The organism is Superficieibacter sp. BNK-5, from assembly GCF_047456055.1.
Classification (GTDB): Bacteria; Pseudomonadota; Gammaproteobacteria; order Enterobacterales; family Enterobacteriaceae; genus Superficieibacter.
In genome coordinates this window covers 1,475,062-1,497,693 of sequence record NZ_CP179893.1, presented here as the reverse complement: position 1 = coordinate 1,497,693, position 22,632 = coordinate 1,475,062, and the positions used below count along the sequence as shown (strand labels likewise).

Here is a 22,632-nt window from a genome sequence, read left to right as displayed (position 1 = left end):
TCTCCGGCTTGAAACGAATGTGGCTGCGCATTATACGGACTTCCGGCGGTTATTCCTATCCTGCCAGAGCAGTGAAAGCTATAATCCTCCCATCTCTCCTTTAAAAACAGGAACGTTTATGATCCGCAGTATGACCGCTTATGCCCGCCGTGAAATCAAGGGCGAATGGGGCAGCGCCACCTGGGAGATGCGCTCGGTAAACCAGCGTTATCTGGAAACCTGGTTTCGTCTGCCGGAGCAGTTCCGCAGCCTTGAACCGGTCGTTCGCGAGCGTATTCGCACCCGTCTGACGCGCGGTAAAGTTGAGTGCAGCCTGCGTTTTGAACCCGACGCGAGCGCACAAGGAGAACTGATCCTTAACGAAAAACTGGCGAAGCAGCTGGTAGCATCAGCGAACTGGGTCAAAATGCAGAGTGACGAAGGAGAAATCAATCCGGTAGATATTCTGCGCTGGCCAGGCGTGATGGCCGCTCAGGAGCAGGATCTGGATGCTATCGCCAGCGAAATCCTCGCCGCGCTGGATGGCACGCTGGATGACTTTATCGTTGCCCGCGAAACTGAAGGTCAGGCGTTGAAAGGCTTAATCGAACAACGGCTTGACGGCGTCAGCGCTGAAGTCGCCAAAGTACGCGCCCATATGCCGGAAATTTTACAGTGGCAGCGTGAACGTCTGGTCGCCAAACTGGAAGACGCTCAGGTTCAGCTGGAAAATAACCGCCTTGAGCAGGAACTGGTGCTGATGGCGCAGCGTATCGACGTGGCGGAAGAGCTTGATCGCCTCGAAGCGCACGTAAAAGAAACCTGGAACATCCTGAAGAAAAAAGAAGCCGTCGGTCGCCGTCTGGACTTTATGATGCAGGAGTTCAACCGCGAATCGAATACGCTGGCCTCGAAGTCGATTAATGCTGAGGTGACCAACTCTGCGATTGAGTTGAAAGTGCTGATTGAGCAGATGCGGGAACAGATCCAGAATATTGAGTAACGCCTCCTTACCTGTAAACCTTATCAAGCCTGGCTATCAGGCTTGATAAAACCCATCCAGAATGACCCCCTTTCTCCACGCTCAGATTTTCACATCTGCTGGATTATGCATTTTCAGCCAGTCTCTCAGCGCTGCGTCCATACGGGTTTGCCAACCTGCCCCTGTCGCTCTGAACGCTGCCACAACGTCAGGCGAACAACGGATCGTAATACGGGTTTTGACAACCGCTGCTGTCGGGCGACCCCGGCGTGCTTTAACTACCGTTTTAAGGGGTACAAGTTTTTCTGAGGAGTTTTCAAGCAGCCGGGCATCAGGATCGGCAGCCACTGCTTCGCGAATTTTTGCATCCTCTTCATCCGTGGGGAAGAGGGTTCCGGGTTTAAGCTTCGGCATATCGTCTCATCTCCTGTTTCGTTGCGAGGCGCAGGCTAATCACTCGGCAGACTGCAAAATCATCAGATTCAGTAAAGCAGACCGAAAAGATCCTGTTATTGATATAAGCCAACCCATAGGTCAACCCAACGTAACGTACCTCGCCATAGTCAAAACGATCATCTTCAAAAATGACCATATTTTCCCAGTCGAGCCTGCATGCATCGGCAAGGGAATAACCATGCTTATGCTGATTGATCACATCCTTGTCAGGATCAAATATGATATTCATCTAATTATCGTATGCACAATAAATAAAGGCCAATAAAAATTTCACTTCTCCGGCGTGGTACTCTGTACATCCCATTTATCGCCTGCTAAATCCCCCTATTCCCTGCTCTCCAAGCCACTGTGCCAGACGAACTACACCCGTATCATGAAACCATGCTGCCAGCTTACCGGCTCGCCCGGCCCCCACGCCTGGCAGCGTCTGCCAGCGGCTTTCATCACGAGCAACAAGCTGTGCCCAGCTATCTGCATCCAGGCTGTTGAGCGCCGCCTGCGGCAGCGGCGGACTAAACGCTTTTACCCAGCGCTTAAACGGTCGGGTGCGGACCATATTAAACTGATGCCAGAGCTGCTGGCCTCTTTTGCCGGTAAAGCCCGGCGTTGACTGAAGCATTTCCCGGCTAAGCGCCAGCCAGGAAAAAAGATGCTCAAAATGATGCGCACGATGCAGCATGCGCCACCCTTCCTCCCCCATGCCTTTAATATCCAGGACCTGCGCGGAACTCAGCCATACCAGGCGGGAGATGAACTGTTCCTCACATCCGGGCGTAGCGTAAAAACAGGTCAGCGCATTAAAGCGCGGCGGCGGCGGGAGGGGTTTTGAACGCTGCGTACTCCGCCAGACCACGCTATCAATACGCGGGATCCCCTGCCCGGCCAGGCTGACCTGTACCTGATCCCCCGGCGCAATATCCAGCGTTTGCCAGCGACCAACCGAACCGACGTTAACCCGGCGAACCTGTTTATCATCAAGTTGGAGTGGCTCAAGCTGCGCGACAACGGCAATTTTGCCGCTGCGTCCCACGGTGAAAGTAATCGCTCTCACCTCGGCGACCTGCGCCGTCGGCAGATATTTCCACGCGACGACCCAGTCAGCCTGCCCCGGCAGCCAACGTCCACCTGCAGGTTCCGCTGCGGTTCGCACCACGATGCCGTCCGTAACGAAAGGCAGCGCGGAGGCGAACCAGCGTGCGCGCTGTGTCTCTACCTGATCGACACGGCTCACCGGCAGCGAATAGCGAGCACTCCACGGAAACCCCGCAGCGGTCAGCAGACGCATACGTTGTTGCAGAGTGGCCGGTCCGTCCGGCCATGCCCAGATAAACACAGAGAGATCGCGTAACAGCGCCGGGCTATCGCGCCGCATCATCGCCCCGGCGACTTTTGAGCGCGCATTCATACCTCCCATCTGCTTCTGAATATGCCCCTCACGCAGCAGGAACAGCTCGCCCTGAAGGACGGCATCGGCCAGCGCGCCGGATGTCGTTTGCGGTATTGAGGGGATCTGCCGCACCTTTTCCGTCCAGTCTTCCCCTTTCAGCCCGTTTCCCCGGCTGATTGCCTGCGCCAGCTTACCGTGGCGATAGACCAGGGTGACGGCGACGCCGTCGACCTTCGGCTGGATCCAGAGATCCTGTTTCCCGGCCATCCACTGCACCAGCGCCTGTTTATCCGCCAGCTTACGCACGCCGGTATGCGCCACAGGATGATTAACCGTACCGCTGATAGCAGGAGACGTCAGGTCGCTATGCGTCGCAGAAGTAAAGCAGCGCTGCCACTGGGCCAGTCGCGCGCTTAGCTGGTCATAGACGCCGTCACTGACCTCGCTGGCCCCCTGCTGCCAGTACGCCTCATTCCACTGCCTGAGCTGTGCATTAAGCTGCGCGATTTCTTGCTCTGCCCTGGCTGGAGACCATACCGGACAAAGCGCCCAGCCCTGGGTCATCCACAACATTACCCCTAACAAAACGCCTGTCCGTCGCCACATATTCAGCCTCCTCTGCGTAATGCAGAGGGTATAGCCTGGGGACTCGTCCGCTGGCGAGAGGCAAAAGAGGATTTTCCGGGCATGCTTCCAGAATTTTTGACTTGTTGCTGCAACTGAGGGAGAAAACGGGAAAACAGTACGCAAAATGCAAGAAACTGGCGCAAAAAGTGTGACGAAGACTACGTCACGCAGCGGCGACGTGTATAATAGGCTCGTATGTAAGCTCACTTTCGTTTAACACATACATAAGATTCTCATGGCTCAAGGCACGCTTTATATTGTTTCTGCCCCCAGCGGCGCGGGTAAGTCCAGCCTGATTCAGGCTTTGCTAAAAACCCAGCCGTTGTACGATACTCAGGTTTCCGTTTCGCACACCACGCGCGCGCCGCGTCCGGGTGAAGCGCACGGTGAACACTACTTCTTTGTGAATCATGATGAGTTCAGAACCATGATTAGCAATAATGCCTTTCTTGAGCATGCAGAGGTTTTTGGCAATTACTACGGCACGTCACGCGAAGCTATTGAGCAAGTGCTGGCAACGGGCGTAGATGTTTTTCTGGATATTGACTGGCAGGGCGCGCAGCAAATTCGTGAGAAAATGCCGCAGGCACGCAGTATTTTTGTCCTGCCGCCGTCGAAGCTTGAGCTGGATCGCCGTTTGCGCGGTCGCGGTCAGGATAGCGAAGAGGTTATTGCAAAACGCATGGCCCAGGCAGTTGCAGAAATGAGCCATTACGCCGAATATGATTATCTTATTGTGAATGATGATTTTGACACCGCTATCGGCGATCTGAAGACCATCATTCGCGCTGAACGTCTGCGGATGAGCCGCCAGAAACAGCGACATGACGCTTTAATCACCAAACTGTTGGCAGACTGAACTCACTTTCAGTATCATGCCCAGTCCTTTCTTCATCTGTGGAGCATTTTAAGTATGGCACGCGTAACTGTTCAGGACGCTGTAGAGAAAATTGGTAACCGTTTTGACCTGGTACTGGTCGCCGCGCGTCGCGCTCGTCAGATGCAGGTAGGCGGAAAGGATCCGCTGGTACCGGAAGAAAACGATAAAACTACCGTTATCGCGCTGCGCGAAATCGAAGAAGGTCTGATCAACAACCAGATCCTCGACGTGCGCGAGCGCCAGGAACAGCAAGAGCAGGAAGCCGCTGAAATACAAGCCGTTACCGCTATTGCTGAAGGTCGTCGTTAATCACAAAGCGGGTCGCCCTTGTATCTGTTTGAAAGCCTGAATCAGCTGATTCAAAACTACCTGCCGGAAGACCAGATTAAGCGTCTTCGGCAGGCCTATCTCGTTGCACGTGACGCTCACGAGGGGCAGACACGTTCAAGCGGTGAACCCTATATCACGCACCCGGTGGCGGTAGCCTGCATTCTGGCCGAGATGAAACTCGACTATGAAACGTTAATGGCTGCGCTGCTGCATGACGTGATTGAAGATACCCCCGCCACCTATCAGGACATGGAACAACTGTTTGGTAAAAGCGTTGCCGAGCTGGTGGAAGGTGTCTCTAAGCTGGATAAGCTTAAATTTCGCGACAAGAAAGAGGCGCAGGCCGAAAACTTTCGCAAGATGATTATGGCGATGGTGCAGGATATCCGCGTCATTCTTATCAAACTCGCTGACCGCACTCACAATATGCGCACGCTGGGAGCTTTACGCCCGGACAAGCGTCGCCGCATCGCCCGTGAAACCCTCGAGATCTATAGTCCGCTGGCGCACCGTTTAGGTATCCATCACATCAAAACCGAGCTGGAAGAGCTGGGCTTTGAAGCGTTGCATCCGAACCGCTATCGCGTGATTAAAGAGGTGGTGAAAGCCGCGCGCGGCAACCGTAAAGAGATGATCCAGAAAATCCTCTCTGAAATCGAAGGCCGTTTACAGGAAGCCGGTATTCCCTGTCGCGTGAGTGGTCGTGAGAAACATCTTTACTCGATTTACTGCAAAATGGTGCTTAAAGAGCAGCGTTTTCACTCGATCATGGACATTTACGCATTCCGCGTCATTGTTCAGGATGCCGACACCTGTTACCGCGTGCTGGGCCAGATGCACAGCCTGTACAAACCGCGTCCGGGCCGCATGAAAGACTATATCGCCATTCCGAAAGCGAACGGCTATCAGTCTCTGCATACCTCCATGATCGGCCCGCACGGCGTACCGGTGGAAGTGCAGGTGCGCACCGAAGACATGGATCAGATGGCGGAAATGGGGGTCGCGGCACACTGGGCTTATAAAGAGCACGGTGAAACCAGTACCACGGCGCAAATCCGCGCCCAGCGCTGGATGCAAAGCCTGCTTGAACTTCAGCAAAGCGCCGGTAGCTCCTTTGAATTTATCGAGAGCGTTAAATCCGATCTCTTCCCCGATGAGATTTACGTTTTCACGCCGGAAGGCCGTATTGTTGAACTTCCTGCTGGTGCGACGCCAGTCGACTTCGCCTACGCGGTACATACCGATATCGGTCACGCCTGCGTCGGTGCGCGTGTGGATCGCCAGCCGTATCCGCTGTCGCAGCCGCTCACCAGCGGTCAGACGATAGAGATTATTACCGCGCCGGGCGCACGTCCTAACGCGGCCTGGCTGAACTTTGTCGTCAGCTCGAAAGCACGCGCCAAAATTCGCCAGCTGCTGAAGAATCTCAAGCGCGACGACTCGGTGAGCCTTGGCCGACGTCTGCTCAATCACGCGCTGGGCGGCAGCCGCAAGCTGGCTGAGATCCCACAGGAAAGTATTCAGCGTGAGCTTGACCGCATGAAGCTTGCTTCGCTGGATGATTTACTGGCGGAAATCGGTCTGGGCAACGCAATGAGCGTGGTGGTGGCGAAAAATCTCCAGCAGGGTGATGCGACAACCCTTCAACCGAGCAGCGGGCATTTGCCGATCAAAGGCGCAGATGGCGTGCTGATCACGTTTGCCAAATGCTGCCGTCCGATCCCTGGCGATCCGATCATCGCGCACGTCAGCCCCGGTAAAGGTCTGGTCATTCACCATGAATCCTGCCGAAATATTCGCGGCTACCAGAAAGAGCCGGAGAAGTTTATGGCGGTTGAGTGGGATAAAGAGACCGAGCAGGAGTTTATCACCGAGATCAAAGTGGATATGTTTAACCATCAGGGCGCGCTGGCGAACCTGACGGCGGCGATCAACACGGCGTCCTCAAATATCCAGAGCCTGAACACGGAAGAGAAAGATGGCCGCGTCTACAGCGCCTTTATTCGCCTGACCGCGCGTGACCGCGTGCAACTGGCGAATATTATGCGCAAAATTCGCGTGATGCCGGACGTCATTAAAGTCACCCGTAACCGAAATTAGCGTATGAATCCACAACGTTATGCGCGTATACGCGAGATGCTCGCCAGACGTCAGCCCGATCTGACGGTGTGCATGGAGCAGGTGCATAAACCTCATAACGTCTCGGCGATTATCCGTACCGCTGACGCCATCGGCGTGCATGAAGTTCACGCCGTCTGGCCGGGCAACCGCATGCGCACGATGGCTTCCGCTGCCGCAGGCAGTAATAGCTGGGTTGAGGTCAAAACTCACCGCACCATTGGTGATGCCGTTACGCATCTGAAAGGCTGCGGTATGCAGGTTTTAGCAACCAATCTTTCCGACAAGGCCGTCGATTTTCGCGAAATCGACTATACCCGGCCGACCTGCATCCTGATGGGGCAGGAAAAAACGGGGATTACTCAGGAAGCGTTAGCCCTCGCGGACCAGGATATCATCATTCCAATGGTCGGCATGGTGCAGTCGCTTAACGTCTCCGTCGCCTCCGCATTGATCCTCTATGAAGCGCAGCGCCAGCGGCAAAACGCGGGCATGTATCTGCGTGAAAACAGCACCCTGCCGGAAGAAGAACAGCAGCGCCTGCTGTTTGAAGGCGGCTATCCGGTACTGGCTCGCGTCGCAAAGCGCAAGGGCCTGCCCTATCCGCGCGTCAACGAGCAGGGCGAACTTGATGCAGACGCCGCATGGTGGTCAACCATGCAGGCCGCAGGCTAAAACATGCAGGGCCGGTTGCTGGACGCCATCCCGCTTAGCTCCCTGACTGGCGTCGGCGCGGCGCAGAGCAGCAAACTGGCAAAGATTGGCCTGCATACCGTTCAGGATCTCCTTTTACATCTCCCGCTGCGCTACGAAGACCGCACCCAGCTTTATCCTATCGGCGAGTTGCTCCCTGGTATTTACGCCACCGTGGAAGGCGAAGTGCTGAACAGCAATATCACCTTCGGCGGTCGCCGGATGATGACCTGTCAGATCAGCGACGGCTCCGGCATTCTGACCATGCGCTTTTTCAACTTCAACGCGGCGATGAAAAACAGCCTCGCCACCGGGCGGCGCGTGCTGGCCTACGGGGAAGCAAAACGCGGGAAGTACGGCGCGGAGATGATCCATCCGGAGTACCGCGTACAGGGCGATCTCAGCACGCCGGAACTCCAGGAGACGCTGACGCCGGTCTATCCGACGACGGAAGGCGTGAAACAGGCGACGCTGCGCAAGCTGACCGATCAGGCGCTGGATCTGCTGGATACCTGCGCAATTACCGAGCTGTTACCACCGCAGCTGGCGCAGGGGATGATGACGCTGCCGGAAGCGCTGCGCACCCTGCATCGCCCACCACCGTCACTGCAACTGGCCGATCTGGAAACCGGCCAGCACCCGGCGCAGCGGCGGCTTATTCTTGAAGAACTGCTGGCGCACAATCTCAGCATGCTGGCGCTACGTGCAGGCGCTCAGCGCTATCATGCACAGCCGCTCAGCCCGCAGGATGAGTTAAAACACCGTTTTCTCGCCTCCCTGCCCTTTAAACCGACCGGCGCACAGACGCGGGTGGTGGCGGAAATCGAACATGATATGGCGCTGGATTTTCCGATGATGCGCCTGGTGCAGGGCGATGTCGGCTCCGGCAAAACGCTGGTCGCCGCCCTCGCCGCGCTGCGTGCTATCGCGCACGGCAGGCAGGTGGCGCTGATGGCCCCGACCGAGCTGCTCGCCGAACAGCACGCCAACAATTTCCGCAGCTGGTTTGAACCGCTCGGCATTAACGTCGGCTGGCTGGCGGGCAAGCAAAAAGGCAAAGCGCGGCTTGCTCAGCAGGAGGCGATTGCCAGTGGTCAGGTACAAATGGTGGTCGGCACCCACGCCATCTTCCAGGAACAGGTACAGTTTAGCGGCCTCGCGCTGGTGATCATCGACGAACAGCATCGTTTCGGCGTCCATCAGCGGCTGGCGCTGTGGGAAAAAGGCCAGCAACAGGGTTTTCATCCCCATCAGCTGATCATGACCGCCACGCCGATCCCGCGCACGCTGGCGATGACGGCTTACGCCGATCTGGACACCTCGGTGATTGACGAACTGCCGCCTGGCCGCACGCCGGTCACCACGGTCGCCATTCCGGATACCCGGCGCAGTGAGATTATCGATCGCGTGCGCCACGCCTGTACGGATGAAGGGCGTCAGGCCTATTGGGTCTGTACGCTGATCGAAGAGTCCGACCTGCTGGAAGCGCAGGCGGCAGAAGCGACGTGGGAAGAGCTAAAGCTGGCGCTGCCGGAGCTTAACGTCGGTCTGGTGCACGGGCGAATGAAGCCGGCTGAGAAGCAAGCCGTCATGCAGTCCTTTAAGCAGGGCGAGCTGCATCTGCTGGTGGCGACGACGGTTATCGAAGTGGGCGTGGACGTGCCCAACGCCAGCCTGATGATTATCGAAAACCCGGAGCGTCTGGGGCTGGCGCAACTTCACCAGCTACGGGGTCGCGTCGGGCGCGGCGCGGTGGCCTCCCACTGTGTGCTGCTGTACAAATCGCCGCTGTCCAAAACTGCGCAAAAACGGTTACAGGTACTGCGCGACAGCACCGACGGTTTTATCATCGCGCAAAAAGATCTAGAAATCCGTGGGCCGGGCGAACTGCTGGGCACCCGCCAGACAGGTAACGCCGAATTCAGGGTGGCGGATTTATTGCGCGATCAGGCCATGATCCCCGAAGTTCAGCGCCTGGCTCGCCATATTCACGAACGTTATCCGGAGCAGGCGGTTGCGTTAATTGAACGCTGGATGCCGGAAACGGAACGTTATTCGAATGCGTAGATAACCCTACCTGAATCAGGGTTGTGCTAAACTGCGCGCAATTTTTCTGCTTAAACGAGTTGGTAATGAGACGGGAACTGGCAATCGAATTTTCGCGCGTCACCGAAGCGGCGGCGCTGGCAGGCTATAGATGGTTAGGACGCGGCGACAAAAACACCGCTGACGGCGCGGCGGTTAACGCCATGCGCATTATGCTTAATCAGGTCAATATTGACGGGACCATCGTGATTGGCGAAGGCGAAATCGACGAAGCGCCGATGCTCTATATCGGCGAGCGTGTCGGTACCGGCCAGGGTGACGCGGTGGATATCGCGGTTGATCCTATTGAAGGCACCCGGATGACCGCCATGGGCCAGGCGAACGCGCTGGCAGTGCTGGCGGTCGGCGATAAAGGTAGTTTCCTGAACGCGCCGGATATGTATATGGAAAAGCTGATTGTCGGTCCAGGCGCAAAAGGCGCTATCGACCTCAATCTGCCGCTGGCCGATAACCTGCGTAACATCGCCGCCGCGCTTGGCAAACCGTTAAGCGAACTGACCGTGACCATTCTTGCCAAACCACGTCATGACGAGACCATTGCCGAAATGCAAAAACTCGGCGTGCGCGTGTTTGCCATTCCGGATGGCGATGTGGCGGCGTCTATTTTAACCTGTATGCCGGATAGCGAAGTTGACGTGCTGTACGGCATCGGCGGCGCGCCGGAAGGGGTGGTCTCGGCGGCAGTGATCCGCGCGCTGGACGGCGATATGAACGGTCGCCTGCTGGCACGTCATCATGTTAAAGGCGACAGCGAAGAGAACCGTCGCATCGGCGAAAACGAGCTGGCGCGTTGTCAGGCGATGGGGATCGAGGCCGGAAACGTGTTGCGCCTTGACGATATGGCGCGTAACGACAACGTGATCTTCTCCGCCACCGGCATTACCAAAGGCGATTTGCTGGAAGGGATAAGCCGCAAGGGCAATATCGCGACCACCGAAACACTGCTGATCCGCGGTAAATCCCGCACCATTCGCCGCATCAAGTCTATTCACTATCTGGATCGTAAAGATTCCGACGTTCAGCGTCACATCCTCTGAAAATATTTGTCCTGAAGAGCTTTCCAGCCTCACGGGGCTGGAAATGTTAACGCCGAGCGACGAAGATAAGGTAACGAAACCAAGAGGAGATCATCATGGCGGACTGGGTAACAGGCAAAGTAACCAAAGTAGAATACTGGACCGATGCGCTGTTTAGCCTCACCGTTCATGCTCCCGTTCAACCTTTCACCGCCGGACAGTTCACCAAACTAGGACTGGAAATCGATGGCGAGCGCGTACAGCGCGCTTATTCTTACGTCAACGCCCCGCATAATCCCGATCTTGAGTTTTATCTGGTCACCGTACCGGAAGGAAAGCTCAGCCCCCGACTGGCCGCGCTGAAGCCTGGCGATGAGGTTCAGCTTGTCAGCGAGGCGGCTGGTTTCTTCGTGCTGGAAGAGGTGCCCGACTGCCAGACGCTGTGGATGCTGGCAACGGGGACGGCGCTTGGCCCTTACCTTTCCATTTTGCAGGAGGGTAAAGACCTGGAGCGTTTCGAGAATCTGGTGCTGGTACATGCCGTGCGCTATGCGGCAGATCTCAGCTATCTGCCGCTAATGCTGGAGTTACAGCGGCGTTATGAAGGTAAACTCCGTATTCAGACGGTGGTCAGCCGTGAAACCGTCGCCGGTTCGCTGACCGGGCGCGTTCCGGCGTTGATTGAGAGCGGCGCGCTGGAAGAGGCTACTGGATTACCGCTTACTCCTGAAACCAGCCACGTGATGCTGTGCGGCAACCCGCAGATGGTGCGCGATACGCAGCAGATGCTGAAAGATACCCGGCAGATGGCCAAACACCTGCGCCGTCGTCCGGGCCATATGACCGCTGAACATTACTGGTGATCAGCGGAATTTAACATCCTGCGTATCTTTGCCGTACTTATTCTCGCCCTGGGTGCCGATAAACGCGCCCAGCTCGATTAACATCATTACCATCATCAGCGTGGGAATAAAACGTCCCACCATCCACTGCCAGATGCCGGGTAATATCGCCCAGTTGCCCGCTAACAGCATCCACGCCAGAATAAACAACAGCGCCCACAGGCCCGATTTACCGCGGTCGTGCAGACGTTTTATCACCACGGTAGCGGTAGGCCATTGCAGACAAACCAGCGCAAACGCGGCGATTTGCATATCGATCAGGTTGCTGCCTGCGAGGGTGAAAAGGCAAAACATCGCCACCAGCCAGATGACGATCCAAATCCAGAAATCACGGCGTCCAGTGCGCCCTTTAATTGAAAATAACCACTGCTGTAGGGTCATGTATTCTTCCTTATTATGTTATTGCGCGTAGTTTACCCTGAAGTCGTCAGTTTTTGACAAGTACGACGGTTATCGTTTTAATCGAAGCAGATTGGTAAAAAGGCGATGGTAATGAAGAGATGGGGAACACTGCTTTTACTCTGGCTGGCGGGCTTCACCGTGAGCGCATCCGCGTCGGCTGAAGAACCTGTCAGCGTGACCGCGCCCTATTTGCTGGCCGGTTCTCCTGCGTTCGAACAATCCATCAGCCAGTTTCGGGAAAAATTTAACGCAGACAACCCCGCCCTGCCGCTCAATGAATTTCGTGCGATTACAGGCGTGAAAGATCGTGTCAATTTGACGCGCGCCGCCAGTAAGATCAACGAGAATCTTTACGCCTCTACCGCGCTAGAACGCGGTACGCTGAAGATAAAATCCATGCAGATCACCTGGCTTCCCATTCAGGGACCGGAGCAAAAATCAGCTAGAGTCAAAGCTCATGAGTATATGAGCGCCGTATTGCGCGTGTTTATCCCGACAATGACTAAAGCGCAAAGCCAGCAAAAACTGCAAAAACTGCTTACGGCGGGGAAAGGTCAGCATTACTACGCTGAAACCGACGGTGCCATTCGCTATGTCGTGGCAGATAACGGCGAAAAAGGGCTGACCTTCGCCGTTGAACCGATTAAGCTGACGTTATCGGATAGCAACGAAGGCGACAATAAATGACGAAAAGCAAAGCCTTTGGGGTGATCAATCTCTATACTGACTCACAGACCATGCTGCCCTGAGGGGCGGCAATATTCCCTAACTCGCTTACAGCGTGGAGAATTAAAATGCGACATCCTCTAGTGATGGGTAACTGGAAACTGAACGGCAGCCGCCACATGGTAAACGAACTGGTGGCTAACCTGCGTAAAGAGCTGGCTGGCGTGACCGGTTGCGGCGTAGCGATCGCGCCGCCGGAAATGTACATCGACCTGGCAAAACAGGCCGCCGCGGGCAGCCACATTGTGCTGGGCGCGCAGAACGTCGACCTGAACCTGTCCGGCGCATTCACCGGTGAAACCTCTGCCGAAATGCTGAAAGATATCGGCGCAAAATACATCATCATCGGTCACTCAGAGCGTCGTACTTACCATAAAGAATCTGACGAGCTGATCGCGAAGAAATTCGCCGTGCTAAAAGAGCAGGGTCTGACTCCGGTTCTGTGCATCGGTGAAACCGAAGCCGAAAACGAAGCGGGCAAAACGGAAGAAGTTTGTGCTCGTCAGATTGACGCGGTGCTGAAAACTCAGGGCGCAGCGGCATTCGAAGGCGTGGTTATCGCTTACGAACCAGTATGGGCTATCGGTACCGGCAAATCTGCAACGCCTGCGCAGGCGCAGGCGGTTCACAAATTTATCCGTGACCACATTGCCAAAGCTGACGCGAAAGTGGCAGAGCAGGTTATTATTCAGTACGGCGGTTCCGTAAACGCGTCTAACGCGGCTGAACTGTTCACCCAGCCGGACATTGATGGCGCGCTGGTTGGCGGCGCTTCCCTGAAAGCTGACGCTTTTGCGGTGATTGTTAAAGCAGCCGAAGCCGCTAAACAGGCGTAACCGCGGTTGTCGTGCGTGCCGGGTGGCGGCTTCGCCTTACCCGGCCTACGACCGGTGGTAGACCTGCCGGGTGGCGATGCTGACGCATCTTACCCGGCCTACGGCAGGTGCACGTAATCGCACCCTGTAGGCCCGGTAAGCGCAGCGCCACCGGGCAGCGGCTAACGTCACGTTAATGCCGGGTGGCGATGCTAAAGCATCTTACCCGGCCTACGATGGGTGCACGTAATCGTACCCCTGTAGGCCCGGTAAGCGCAGCGCCACCGGGCATTCACATCTACAGTTTCCCCAGCAGGTTAAACCACACGTAATCCAGCGGCACCAGCAGCAGATACGTCACCACCGCCAGCGCCAGACACAGCAGCATTCCTGCGCGAGCCGGGACCTTGCCGAGCGCCATCGCCACCACAATCGGCGACGCCTGGTACGGCAGTAGCGGCGTCGAGTATCCCGCCACCTGAATCATAATCACGCTGAGCAGCGGAAAACCTGTCGCATCAGAAAAGCTCTGCGCCAGTGTGGTATACAGCGCCGGCACACCGTTGGCGGTCATAATAAAATTGAGCGCGGTGGTGATCCCGGTCAGCGCGAGAAAACTGGTGAAAGGCCGCGCCGGATCCAGCGGCATCACGTGCAGTAACGCATCCCCTACCGCGCCGCCAATCCCCGTTTCCGTCACGGTCAGCGCCAGCCCCAGAATGCCACCGACGTAAAAGCAGGTGCGCATATTGACGCCGGAGGCAAACTCTTCGCCGCTGATAAAGCCCACGCGCGGCAGCAGCGTCAAGCAGGCCGCCGCCAGCCCAACCCAGGCGGGGCCAATACCGTGCCAGCTCTCAGTCACCCATAACATCAGCACCACCGCCAGCAGCCAGGCGAGGCGTTTTTCCTCGCCGCTCATTGGCGCAGACGGCATCACTTCACGCGGCGGCTGCGGCTTACCGGGGAACAGCCAGCAGATCAGGCCGATCAGGATAAGCCCCTTAAGAATCCCTAACACCGGGGTGTGCAGCAGCAGATAGGGCACGTAGTTCAGATGGATGCCATACGCGCCTTCCGCCGCGCCGCTCATCACCAGATTTGGCACGTTGGCGGGCAGAATGGTCGCGGAAAGCTGGAAGGTACCAAAGCCGACCGCCAGCGCCAGACCACACCACGCGCGGCTGCCGTCCTGAATGCCCGCGCGAGCTGCCATTGCCGCCACAATCGGCATCAGCAGCGCGATACGTCCCATATTGGACGGCATCACAAACGCCAGCGCATAGCTGAGCAGCACCACGCTCGCCACCATCAGCAGCCAGGAATCGGTCAGCTTCGCCGATAGCGCCCGTGCAGCCCTGTCCGCCAGCCCCGTTTTGCGGATCGCCACGCCCAGCACAAAACCGCTGAACACCAGCCAGAAGGCCGACGAGGCAAAGCCACCGAAAATCACCTCCGGCGGGGCAATTTTGGCGATCATCGCGACGGCAAAAAACAGCAGCGCGGTGATGAACTCCGGCAGCAGCGATGTCGCCCAGAGTAAAATGGTAATGCCAACGACCACGGACGGAAGGAACAGCGGGTGGGTAAGCCAGAGCGACATGCCTGTCTCCTGATGTTTTTTTCAACAAGGATACGGGGACCGGCAGCGCGAGTAAACGCCAGAGTTGGTGGGGCTATCTACGTAACGGACGTTTATTACAGGGATTAATGATAGTGAATTTCGCCGAAGTACTCTGATAATACGTAATATCGGCAGTATTCAAAAGGCCGGTCGGCCCCGGCCATAAAGGTCTGTCTGGCCACAGATAAGATCGGTTTATTGGCGGCTATCTGTAGTTTTTCACATAATTCCGCAGAAGGTAAAATGGCCTCGACTTTTTCAATCGCCGAATCGCTGGTGACCTGCAACAGGGAATAGAGCGAAGTACGCTCCAGCGCATCGGCGGTTAAGGCGAGATCGGGGAAAAAGCTGAGATCGAGATAAATTTTCTCATGGTTAAACGGACGATTGTTCAGATAACGAATGCGCGAAATATAAAAATAATGATGATGCGCAGGGAGACTCAAACCATCCGCCTGGGCATCACGCGCCCGGCGCGGGGCAATCTCCAGAATACGGTTTTCGACGGCGACGCTGGCATCCTGCAAATCACTGGTGATGCCGCGAAACGTATGGCCGTAGCTCACCCCTTCTGGTTCGGCGCAGACTATTGAACCGCTGCCGCGCTGCGAAGTAATAATCCCCGCGTTAATCAGTTCGTTCCAGGCCTGCTTCACGACGATCAGCGAAACATTGTAAGTGCGGGCAATCTCTTTTTGCGTGGGTAACTGGTGACCGACAGGCAGCGCGCCGTTCTGGATCTGCTGGCAGAGGATAAAAAACAACTGCTTATAAAGCGGAGTAAAACTCGTTTTATCAACCTGCAAGCTGTCTACCTCATGTCTCAGCCAACAGGGGACGATCTTTCCGTCCCCGGCAGGATGACGACGCTACCCTGCGATTTGTCTGGCCAGTTCTGTCAAATCGAAATGATTCATACGATCCACGGTTGTTAAATAATCGGCAGGAAAGGCGTTCACACCGTGGAATGCGCCGGATATTGCGCCAACCATCGTGGCGACAGTATCGGTGTCATTGCCGATATTAACGCCGGAGATAATAGCATCAACGGCGGAATCCGGACAACATGCGAACAGACCGAAGGCTGCCGGGACAGCCTCGCTGACGTGCAACCCGGAGCCGATAATATCGGCGATGTCCACGATCGCGGTTTCCCAGTGACGATGCCGCTTACCAATATCAACGGCCAGTTCAATACGCCGGGCAACCGATGGCCCGGCAACCATCATCGCGCCCTGCTCCTGCGCAAGCAGGTATCCCCGTTGCGCGCCATATACTCCCGCCGCAATGATACTGTCGGCGCTGGTCTGCGCTTTTAACGCTTCGCTGGTCGCCGCCGCCATTGCCGCTGCGCCTGACATTGCCAGCACGTTGTTGTGCGTGAAACGGCAAATCTGTAGCGCGCACTGGATCGCTGCGTCAATATCACCGGGATGCAGCACCGCCGCAGGCCAGATTTTCATCGCCGCCCCGTTGGTCGCCTCGGCGTTGCCTTTATTGATGATTTGTACCGACTGCTTTTCCCCCTCCAGCTCGCCCTGCAGTGACGCGCGATTATCGTTAAAAATGGCTTTCATCGCCGCCCGCGTCGTCGGGCCGGTAAAGTTGGCGTAGTAAGGATAATCGAGCCATTGCTGGAAAGCTTCGCGCATCGCCTCATCACTGACGGCACGCTGATGGCGCAATAGCGCCTCCATGATGTACTTCGCCTGGATAAAGTCATCGGTACACATTCCTGCGTCGTTGCAACGTCCGAAGGTATCTGCCGGGGGTTTCTGAAAGGTGGTAACCCACCCGCCAAAGTAGTCCTTAATCTGCTGCTGAGTCCGGACTTCTGTTGCGGCACCCATCGCGTCCGCCGCGGCGGCACCTACCAGACATCCCAGAATTTTATTGTGATCAACGTGCATGATGACTCCTTATTTCACGGTAACGACTTGCGCCAGCGGATGACTGGACAAGAAAGTGTTGAGCTGGTCAGGGAACGGCAGTGCGGTCATCGCACCTTTTGCCGTCACCGCCATTGCGCCGCAGACGTTGGCGGTACCGATCGCCTCAGCCAGTAATGCCTGACGCCAGTTATCAGTCTGCGAGAGCGTAAAAAGCAGGCCGCCGACAAACGCATCGCCCGCGCCGGTGGTGTCCACCACCTCAACGTGCGGCGCGGGAAAGTAATATTCCCCCTCCGGGCAAATCAACAGTGCGCCTTCCTCTCCCAGGGAGATGATGGTGGTCTCGCACCCCAGTTCACGCAGAAAATAACGGGCATCCTGCCAGCGGTTAGCTCCGCTTAACTGGCACAGTTCATCAGCAGAGACTTTGCAGACAGACGCCAGCGCGGCGGACTGGGCAATCAGCGCGGGGATCTCACTGCTGTCCTGCCACATGGTGGTCCGTAAATTGACGTCAAACAGAACGTGGCCGCCGGCCTCGCGCATCCTTCTGGCCCCTTCCAGGCACGCTTCACGCGCGGGATGGTCAGTTAAGCCAATCGAGCTAAAACAGAACCACTCATTCTTGCGAAAGGGCGGCAGGTCCTGCGGCGAAACACAGGTGTCGGCCCCCGGATGGACCAGATAGGTAAAGCTGCGCTCCCCGTCGTCCGCCAGATTGACGATCAGCACCGCGCTGGTGAGCGCCGCGTCCAGTCTGAGGAAAGCGACATCCACGCCATTATCCTCAAAAACCTGCCGCAGAAAATGGCCGGCATCGTCGTCGCCAAGGCAACCGATAAAACCGCACGCGCCTCCCAGACGGGCTACGCAGACAGCAACATTCGCCGACGCGCCGCCGGGACATTTCAGATAGGTATTTTGCGTTTCCGGGACGAGATCAACAGACGCATCGCCAATCACCCAAATCTTATTCATGTGCGCCTCCTTATGCCTGACGCTGCGCCAAATCGCGCTGAATATCGCGGTAATAATGGTTATTAATCAGATACTTTTTCATCAGCAGCCCAACCAGCAGATGAAATATCGCCGGAATGAGCGTCATCATCAGCGCAATACCGGTCAATGAACGGGCGCTCTGCTCAACGTCGGCCTGATAACCAAAATGGCTCAGCAGGAAGCCCAGCACGCCACCCGCGACGCCCATACCAAATTTCTGGAAAAAGAGAATGCCGCCAAAAGCAAGACCGGAAACGCGCAGGCCGGTTTTCTTCTCGCCATAATCCACCGCTTCGGCAATGGAGGACCAGAACACCGGCATTTGCATATCGCAGAAAAAGTTAATGAGGAAATAGAACGCGAATGCCAGCACGAGGTTTTCCCGTCCGACGAAGAAATACATCAGTGCGCTCAGAATAAAGGTGATTAACTGGGTGTAGCGGAACATTTTTATTTTGTCCCAGAACTTCGTCACCCAGGTAGTCGCGATCATCGCCAGAATTGACGCCACCACGCCGGTGGTCAGGAACGGTGAAATCAGGCTATCGCCACCGTTGAGGTAATACTTAGCGTAATACGCTGCGACGGAGCCACGAATAACATAGCCGCACATCAGCAGCAGAATAACCACACCCAGAATAATCCACTGATCGTTACGCAGCAGATATTTGAACTGCTTGCCGACGGAGAGCGAGGTAATTTCCGGCTCGCTGCGTTCGCGGGTGGTCAGAAAACAGAAGATAAATAACACTGCGCCCATTGCGCCCATCAATCCCATTGAGAGTTGATAACCGAGCGCTTTATTGCCCTGCCCCAGCCAGACGGCCAGCATGGGCACAACGATGGTCACCAGAAAAGCGGCGATCTTGGTCATGACGAAGCGATAACCGTTAGCGCTCAAACGCTCGACGGGATCGCTGGTAATCACGCCAATCATGGAAATATAGGGGATGGTGATAGCGGTATACACCAGCGTCATCAAAATATAGGTGCCATACGCCCAGGCCAGCTTAGCCATATAGGCCATGTCAGGCGTGATAAACATCAGGTAGACAGCAAAACCAAACGGCAGGGCAAACCACAGCAGCCACGGACGATAGCGTCCCCAACGCGTATTCAGCTTATCGGTGAGAATGCCCATCGCCGGATCGATAATGGCATCGATCATGCGTACCACAACCAGCAGTACGCCGACATCTGCGGCCTTCAGGCCATAAATATCGGTATAGAAATAAGCTAACAGCAGCTGCATAGCGATAATCACGACGTTTATCGCCATATCCCCCGCGCCGAAGCCGATTTTTTCCACGATAGAAAGTTTCATGTCGATATTCCTTCAGGTGTAAAGGCGAAAACATCTCGAAGAACCCGCAATTTAACATCATGAAATAAAAACGTTTTTATATAGAAACTATCGTATTCACTGTTTACGATGGTTTCAGAGCGAGTATAGCCATCGCCTAAAAGATATAAAGGTATACCTTTATATCTTTTGATCGCGCTCACATAATTTTGTATAAATAACCGTCAATGGCGGAGGCATTTCCAGCCAGCAAAGGGTCAATGGGAAGGAAAGATCAAGAAGGGATAAAACACAGGAAAAAGCCTGTCACTTAACGATAAAGAGACAGGCACTATAGGTAAATTTCAGCGAGGACAGAGGGTTATAACGACGTGGCGTCCCGCCCGCGATCGCCAAACATTGCGCGCCAGCTACGCACATTTTCCGTCAGCCGATCGTCACGAAACAGCGCGCTGCCGGAAACGACCCGGTCGATGCCCTGCGCAATCAGCGGCGGCACCTGTTCACGCGCCAGCGAGCCATCAACGGTGATGATTTTACTTTCCCGCCTGTCGTCCAGCAGTGCCAGCAACCGCGCCAGGCGATCGTGTAAAGCCTCCGCGCTGACTTTGCTGCCGTAGCCCGGATTCACCGCCAGCAGTTGAATGACCTCCACCTCGTTGAGCACAGGCACAATCACCTCCAGCGGCGTTGCCGGACACAGGCTGATACCGCGGATCACCGGCATCTCGCCGCCGGTCACCGGTACGGTCTGCTGACCGAGCCAGCTTAGCGTATGATGCAGGTGAATATCGCCTTCCGCCTGGAGCGTGATGCAGTGCGCGCCTGCTTTTACGCAGGCCTGCGCCGTAGTCCATTGATCCGCCACCATCAGATGCACATCTTTAAGAAACGCCTGCGGCAGTTGTCCCACTGCCCAGGGGCCGACGGTGAACTGCGGGCAAAAATGACCATCCATCAGATCCAGATGCAGCAGCGGCGAGGCCAGGTCTTCAAGCTGTTGCAGATAATGGTGAAGCGAGAGCCACTGCCCGGCAAGGATACCGACGCTGAGCGGATAAGACTTCAGCGTCGCCACGCACTGTTCACGGCTGAGTCCGGCAAACTCGCGGTTCATGGGCGCTCCTCAGGGCATCAGGCCGATAAAAACCGTTTTCTTGCGCGGGCCGCTCATCAGCGGTTCGAGCTGCTCTACGCAGGCTTTGTAATGCGGCGTGGTTTTATGCAGCGCGACGGCCTGCTCATCCACGTAGGCTTCATAGATGTAGAACCGCGTCGGCGTATCCGGATCCTGAAGAACATCAAAACGCAGGTTACCCTCCTCCTGCACAGAACCGAGATGATTCTGGCGAAAGACATCAAGAAACTGTCCGATTTTGTCCTCGTGAACATTAATTTCCACCAGTGTGACGTGCATTATTCTCCTCCTGTATGCCTGTCTGAACGGTTTACTGCCTGGCCTTTTTCACTAAGAAACAGCTCATAAGCCCGTTCTGCCGTCTCATTTTTATGCACAACGGCATGGACCGCTTTGATCATCGCCACCGGATCCTCCGACTGGAAAATATTACGTCCCATATCCACGCCGCTGGCTCCCTGGTCGATGGCCCGCCAGCACATCTCCAGCGCTTCACGCTCGGGCAGTTTTTTGCCGCCAGCGATCACAATCGGCACCGGGCAGCCTGCCGCAATCCGTTCAAAGCCTTTATCGACGTAATAGGTTTTGATGATTTGCGCGCCAATCTCCGCCGCAATACGTGTCGCCAGGGAGAAATAGCGCTGATCGCGGGCCATGTCTTTGCCGACGCCGGTCACCGCCATCGTTGGCATCCCTACCCGCAGTCCCGCATCGATTAACTGAATAATATTTTTGATCGACTGATGCTCATACTCGGTGCCAATATAGACCTGGGCGGCGACGGCGCAGCTATTCAGCCGTACCGCATCGTCCATCGCCACCGCCACCGCTTCATTACTCAGTTCGGTTAAAATCGAATTCGCTCCCGAGGCGCGTAAGACCACCGGTTTATTGGTGGCGGGCGGCACCACGCTGCGCAATATGCCACGGGTACACATCAGAACATCCGTATGTTCAAACAGCGGCGCAATATTAATATCAATCCGTTCCAGCCCGGTGGTTGGACCCTGAAAATACCCGTGGTCAAAGGCTAACATCACCGTTTTACCAGTACGTGGATTAAAAATGCGCGACAGGCGGGACTGCATTCCCCAGTCCAGCGCGCCGCAGCCTTTTAAGGTAAAGGGGGTATTGGTTTGCGGTTTATCAGTATGGAAATCTTTACCGTCTTTGATGTCATCTAAATCAGCCATTATTTACTCCATCGCGAGATCAAAAATCGTATTTATCGATATTGTCTTTGTTGAACACCACGCGCTCCGGTAGCAGCACGATGCCGTTGCCTTTCGCTTCATAGCTGTAGCCCTGCACGCTGTTCGGTGACACTTCCACCTGCCCCACGCCCGGGATATCCAGCTTGTCTCCGGTATTCATCGGCTTGTTTTTCAGCAATGCGTTAGCGATGTGAACCGAGATTTTGCCCTGCTGCACCACATCCCACAGGCCAAACTCTTTGACGGTGCCGCGTTTCACATACGGGCGCATGACGTTCGGCGTACTGAAGCCGACGATGGCGATATTGTCGCGCTTCAGGTTTTCAGCAGCCTGCGCCGCGGCAGGCAGGGCGTTGGCATCAGGAGCGATAATGGCGTCCAGATCGCCATACGCTTTGATGATCCCTTCCGCCGTTTGCAGCGATTTAGTGGCATCGTTATAGCCAAACTGGGTAGTAACGATTTCCCAGCCCGGATGATCTTTGGCGATTTTTGCTTTCGCCTCATTCACCCACTGGTTCTGGTCGGTGACCGTCGGACTGGAGTAAAAGAACGCTACTTTTGCCTTCTCTTTGGTGACCTGATGCGCGGCCATATCCACCAGCATGCCGCCGAGCTGTTTCGGCGTGCCCTGATCGATGTAGTACGAGCGGCATTCCGGTTTGGTATCGGAGTCCCAGGTCAGCACTTTCACGCCGCGCTGCATGGCGCGTTTTAACGCCGGACACAGGCCGTCAGGCGACACAGCAGAAACGATAATCGCGTCATAACCCTGGTTAACGAAGTTATTCACCAGTTGAACCTGGCCGGAAACGCTCGGCTCGGTCGGACCATCGTAAGTCACATCAATACCCAGCTCTTTCCCGGCTTCCTTCGCGCCATTACCGCCGCTGGTGAAAAAGCCAACGCCCACCAGTTTGGGGATAAATGCGATGCGCTCTGCCGCCTGCACCGTGATGGTCGTGGAGGCGAGGCCGAGTGCGACGAGTAAGGTAAGCGTCTTCATGTTTTGTCTTGCCATTTTTCTCTCCATAATTTCAACA

23 protein-coding genes are annotated in these 22,632 nt (G+C 55.8%); 10 read left to right on the top strand and 13 right to left on the bottom strand.

From position 1 onward, the window contains the following. The first annotated feature begins 118 nt into the window (after positions 1-118). Entirely contained in the window at positions 119-982 is an 864-nt protein-coding gene (locus ACMGGS_RS07185) for a YicC/YloC family endoribonuclease (RefSeq protein WP_176920009.1), read from the top strand. A gap of 81 nt (positions 983-1,063) precedes the next feature. Here ACMGGS_RS07185 and ACMGGS_RS07180 read toward each other — a convergent pair whose 3' ends face one another. From ACMGGS_RS07180 to ligB, 3 genes are all read right to left on the bottom strand, one after another. Further along, positions 1,064-1,375 (bottom strand): BrnA antitoxin family protein, encoded by a 312-nt coding sequence (locus tag ACMGGS_RS07180; protein ID WP_414165562.1) that lies wholly within the window; start codon positions 1,373-1,375, stop codon positions 1,064-1,066. Further along, positions 1,362-1,646 carry a BrnT family toxin gene (locus ACMGGS_RS07175; RefSeq protein WP_414165561.1) on the bottom strand — a complete coding sequence of 95 codons (285 nt, stop codon included), beginning with the start codon at positions 1,644-1,646 and terminating at the stop codon, positions 1,362-1,364. Before ACMGGS_RS07175 ends, ACMGGS_RS07180 begins: the two co-directional genes overlap by 14 nt. Positions 1,647-1,721: 75 nt before the next feature. Further along, on the bottom strand, positions 1,722-3,410 hold the full coding sequence (gene ligB / locus ACMGGS_RS07170; protein ID WP_414165560.1) for an NAD-dependent DNA ligase LigB: 1,689 nt from the start codon (positions 3,408-3,410) through the stop codon (positions 1,722-1,724). Between the two features lie 256 nt (positions 3,411-3,666). Here ligB and gmk point away from each other — a divergent pair, with 256 nt between their 5' ends. The 7 genes from gmk to fpr all read left to right on the top strand — a co-directional run bounded on the left by gmk (position 3,667) and on the right by fpr (position 11,437). After that, positions 3,667-4,290: a guanylate kinase gene (gmk, locus tag ACMGGS_RS07165; RefSeq protein WP_176920006.1), complete on the top strand. Its 624-nt coding sequence runs from the start codon at positions 3,667-3,669 to the stop codon at positions 4,288-4,290. A gap of 54 nt (positions 4,291-4,344) precedes the next feature. Then, positions 4,345-4,620 (top strand): DNA-directed RNA polymerase subunit omega, encoded by a 276-nt coding sequence (rpoZ, locus tag ACMGGS_RS07160; protein WP_000135057.1) that lies wholly within the window; start codon positions 4,345-4,347, stop codon positions 4,618-4,620. A gap of 18 nt (positions 4,621-4,638) precedes the next feature. Beyond that, positions 4,639-6,741, top strand: coding sequence for a bifunctional GTP diphosphokinase/guanosine-3',5'-bis pyrophosphate 3'-pyrophosphohydrolase (spoT, locus tag ACMGGS_RS07155; RefSeq protein ID WP_194207586.1), 2,103 nt, complete (start codon positions 4,639-4,641; stop codon positions 6,739-6,741). Between the two features lie 3 nt (positions 6,742-6,744). Beyond that, positions 6,745-7,434, top strand: coding sequence for a tRNA (guanosine(18)-2'-O)-methyltransferase TrmH (gene trmH, locus ACMGGS_RS07150; protein ID WP_414165559.1), 690 nt, complete (start codon positions 6,745-6,747; stop codon positions 7,432-7,434). A 3-nt stretch (positions 7,435-7,437) separates the two neighbouring features. Further along, entirely contained in the window at positions 7,438-9,519 is a 2,082-nt protein-coding gene (gene recG, locus ACMGGS_RS07145) for an ATP-dependent DNA helicase RecG (protein WP_414165558.1), read from the top strand. A 65-nt stretch (positions 9,520-9,584) separates the two neighbouring features. Further along, positions 9,585-10,595, top strand: coding sequence for a class II fructose-bisphosphatase (glpX, locus tag ACMGGS_RS07140; RefSeq protein ID WP_414165557.1), 1,011 nt, complete (start codon positions 9,585-9,587; stop codon positions 10,593-10,595). Positions 10,596-10,690: 95 nt separating this feature from the next. Next, positions 10,691-11,437 (top strand): ferredoxin--NADP(+) reductase, encoded by a 747-nt coding sequence (fpr, locus tag ACMGGS_RS07135; protein WP_176917062.1) that lies wholly within the window; start codon positions 10,691-10,693, stop codon positions 11,435-11,437. Here fpr and ACMGGS_RS07130 read toward each other — a convergent pair whose 3' ends face one another. Beyond that, entirely contained in the window at positions 11,438-11,857 is a 420-nt protein-coding gene (locus ACMGGS_RS07130) for a DUF805 domain-containing protein (protein WP_414165556.1), read from the bottom strand. Positions 11,858-11,968: 111 nt separating this feature from the next. On the opposite strand from ACMGGS_RS07130, the gene ACMGGS_RS07125 reads away from it, so the two are divergent. Both ACMGGS_RS07125 and tpiA read left to right on the top strand, forming a co-directional pair. Continuing rightward, positions 11,969-12,565, top strand: coding sequence for a DUF1454 family protein (locus ACMGGS_RS07125; RefSeq protein ID WP_414165555.1), 597 nt, complete (start codon positions 11,969-11,971; stop codon positions 12,563-12,565). Between the two features lie 107 nt (positions 12,566-12,672). Next, positions 12,673-13,440: a triose-phosphate isomerase gene (gene tpiA, locus ACMGGS_RS07120; RefSeq protein WP_414165554.1), complete on the top strand. Its 768-nt coding sequence runs from the start codon at positions 12,673-12,675 to the stop codon at positions 13,438-13,440. A gap of 277 nt (positions 13,441-13,717) precedes the next feature. Here tpiA and ACMGGS_RS07115 read toward each other — a convergent pair whose 3' ends face one another. From ACMGGS_RS07115 to lsrB, 9 genes are all read right to left on the bottom strand, one after another. After that, on the bottom strand, positions 13,718-15,022 hold the full coding sequence (locus ACMGGS_RS07115; RefSeq protein WP_414165553.1) for an SLC13 family permease: 1,305 nt from the start codon (positions 15,020-15,022) through the stop codon (positions 13,718-13,720). Between the two features lie 104 nt (positions 15,023-15,126). Then, on the bottom strand, positions 15,127-15,849 hold the full coding sequence (locus ACMGGS_RS07110; RefSeq protein WP_414165552.1) for a GntR family transcriptional regulator: 723 nt from the start codon (positions 15,847-15,849) through the stop codon (positions 15,127-15,129). A 63-nt stretch (positions 15,850-15,912) separates the two neighbouring features. Beyond that, entirely contained in the window at positions 15,913-16,953 is a 1,041-nt protein-coding gene (locus ACMGGS_RS07105) for an ADP-ribosylglycohydrolase family protein (RefSeq protein ID WP_414165551.1), read from the bottom strand. Positions 16,954-16,962: 9 nt separating this feature from the next. After that, on the bottom strand, positions 16,963-17,913 hold the full coding sequence (locus ACMGGS_RS07100) for an aminoimidazole riboside kinase (RefSeq protein WP_414165550.1): 951 nt from the start codon (positions 17,911-17,913) through the stop codon (positions 16,963-16,965). A gap of 10 nt (positions 17,914-17,923) precedes the next feature. After that, complete coding sequence (locus ACMGGS_RS07095) at positions 17,924-19,258, bottom strand: MFS transporter (RefSeq protein WP_414165549.1); 1,335 nt, start codon at positions 19,256-19,258, stop codon at positions 17,924-17,926. A 340-nt stretch (positions 19,259-19,598) separates the two neighbouring features. Continuing rightward, the gene (locus ACMGGS_RS07090) at positions 19,599-20,354 is read right to left on the bottom strand and encodes an epimerase (protein WP_414165548.1); all 756 of its coding nucleotides are present in this window, start codon (positions 20,352-20,354) and stop codon (positions 19,599-19,601) included. A 9-nt stretch (positions 20,355-20,363) separates the two neighbouring features. Next, entirely contained in the window at positions 20,364-20,654 is a 291-nt protein-coding gene (gene lsrG / locus ACMGGS_RS07085) for a (4S)-4-hydroxy-5-phosphonooxypentane-2,3-dione isomerase (RefSeq protein WP_194207597.1), read from the bottom strand. Next, positions 20,654-21,568, bottom strand: a complete 915-nt coding sequence (gene lsrF, locus ACMGGS_RS07080; RefSeq protein ID WP_414165547.1) for a 3-hydroxy-5-phosphonooxypentane-2,4-dione thiolase — start codon at positions 21,566-21,568, stop codon at positions 20,654-20,656. The genes lsrG and lsrF overlap by 1 nt, the downstream gene beginning before the upstream one ends. A gap of 19 nt (positions 21,569-21,587) precedes the next feature. Then, positions 21,588-22,610 carry an autoinducer 2 ABC transporter substrate-binding protein LsrB gene (gene lsrB / locus ACMGGS_RS07075; protein ID WP_414165546.1) on the bottom strand — a complete coding sequence of 341 codons (1,023 nt, stop codon included), beginning with the start codon at positions 22,608-22,610 and terminating at the stop codon, positions 21,588-21,590. Positions 22,611-22,632 lie beyond the last annotated feature (22 nt).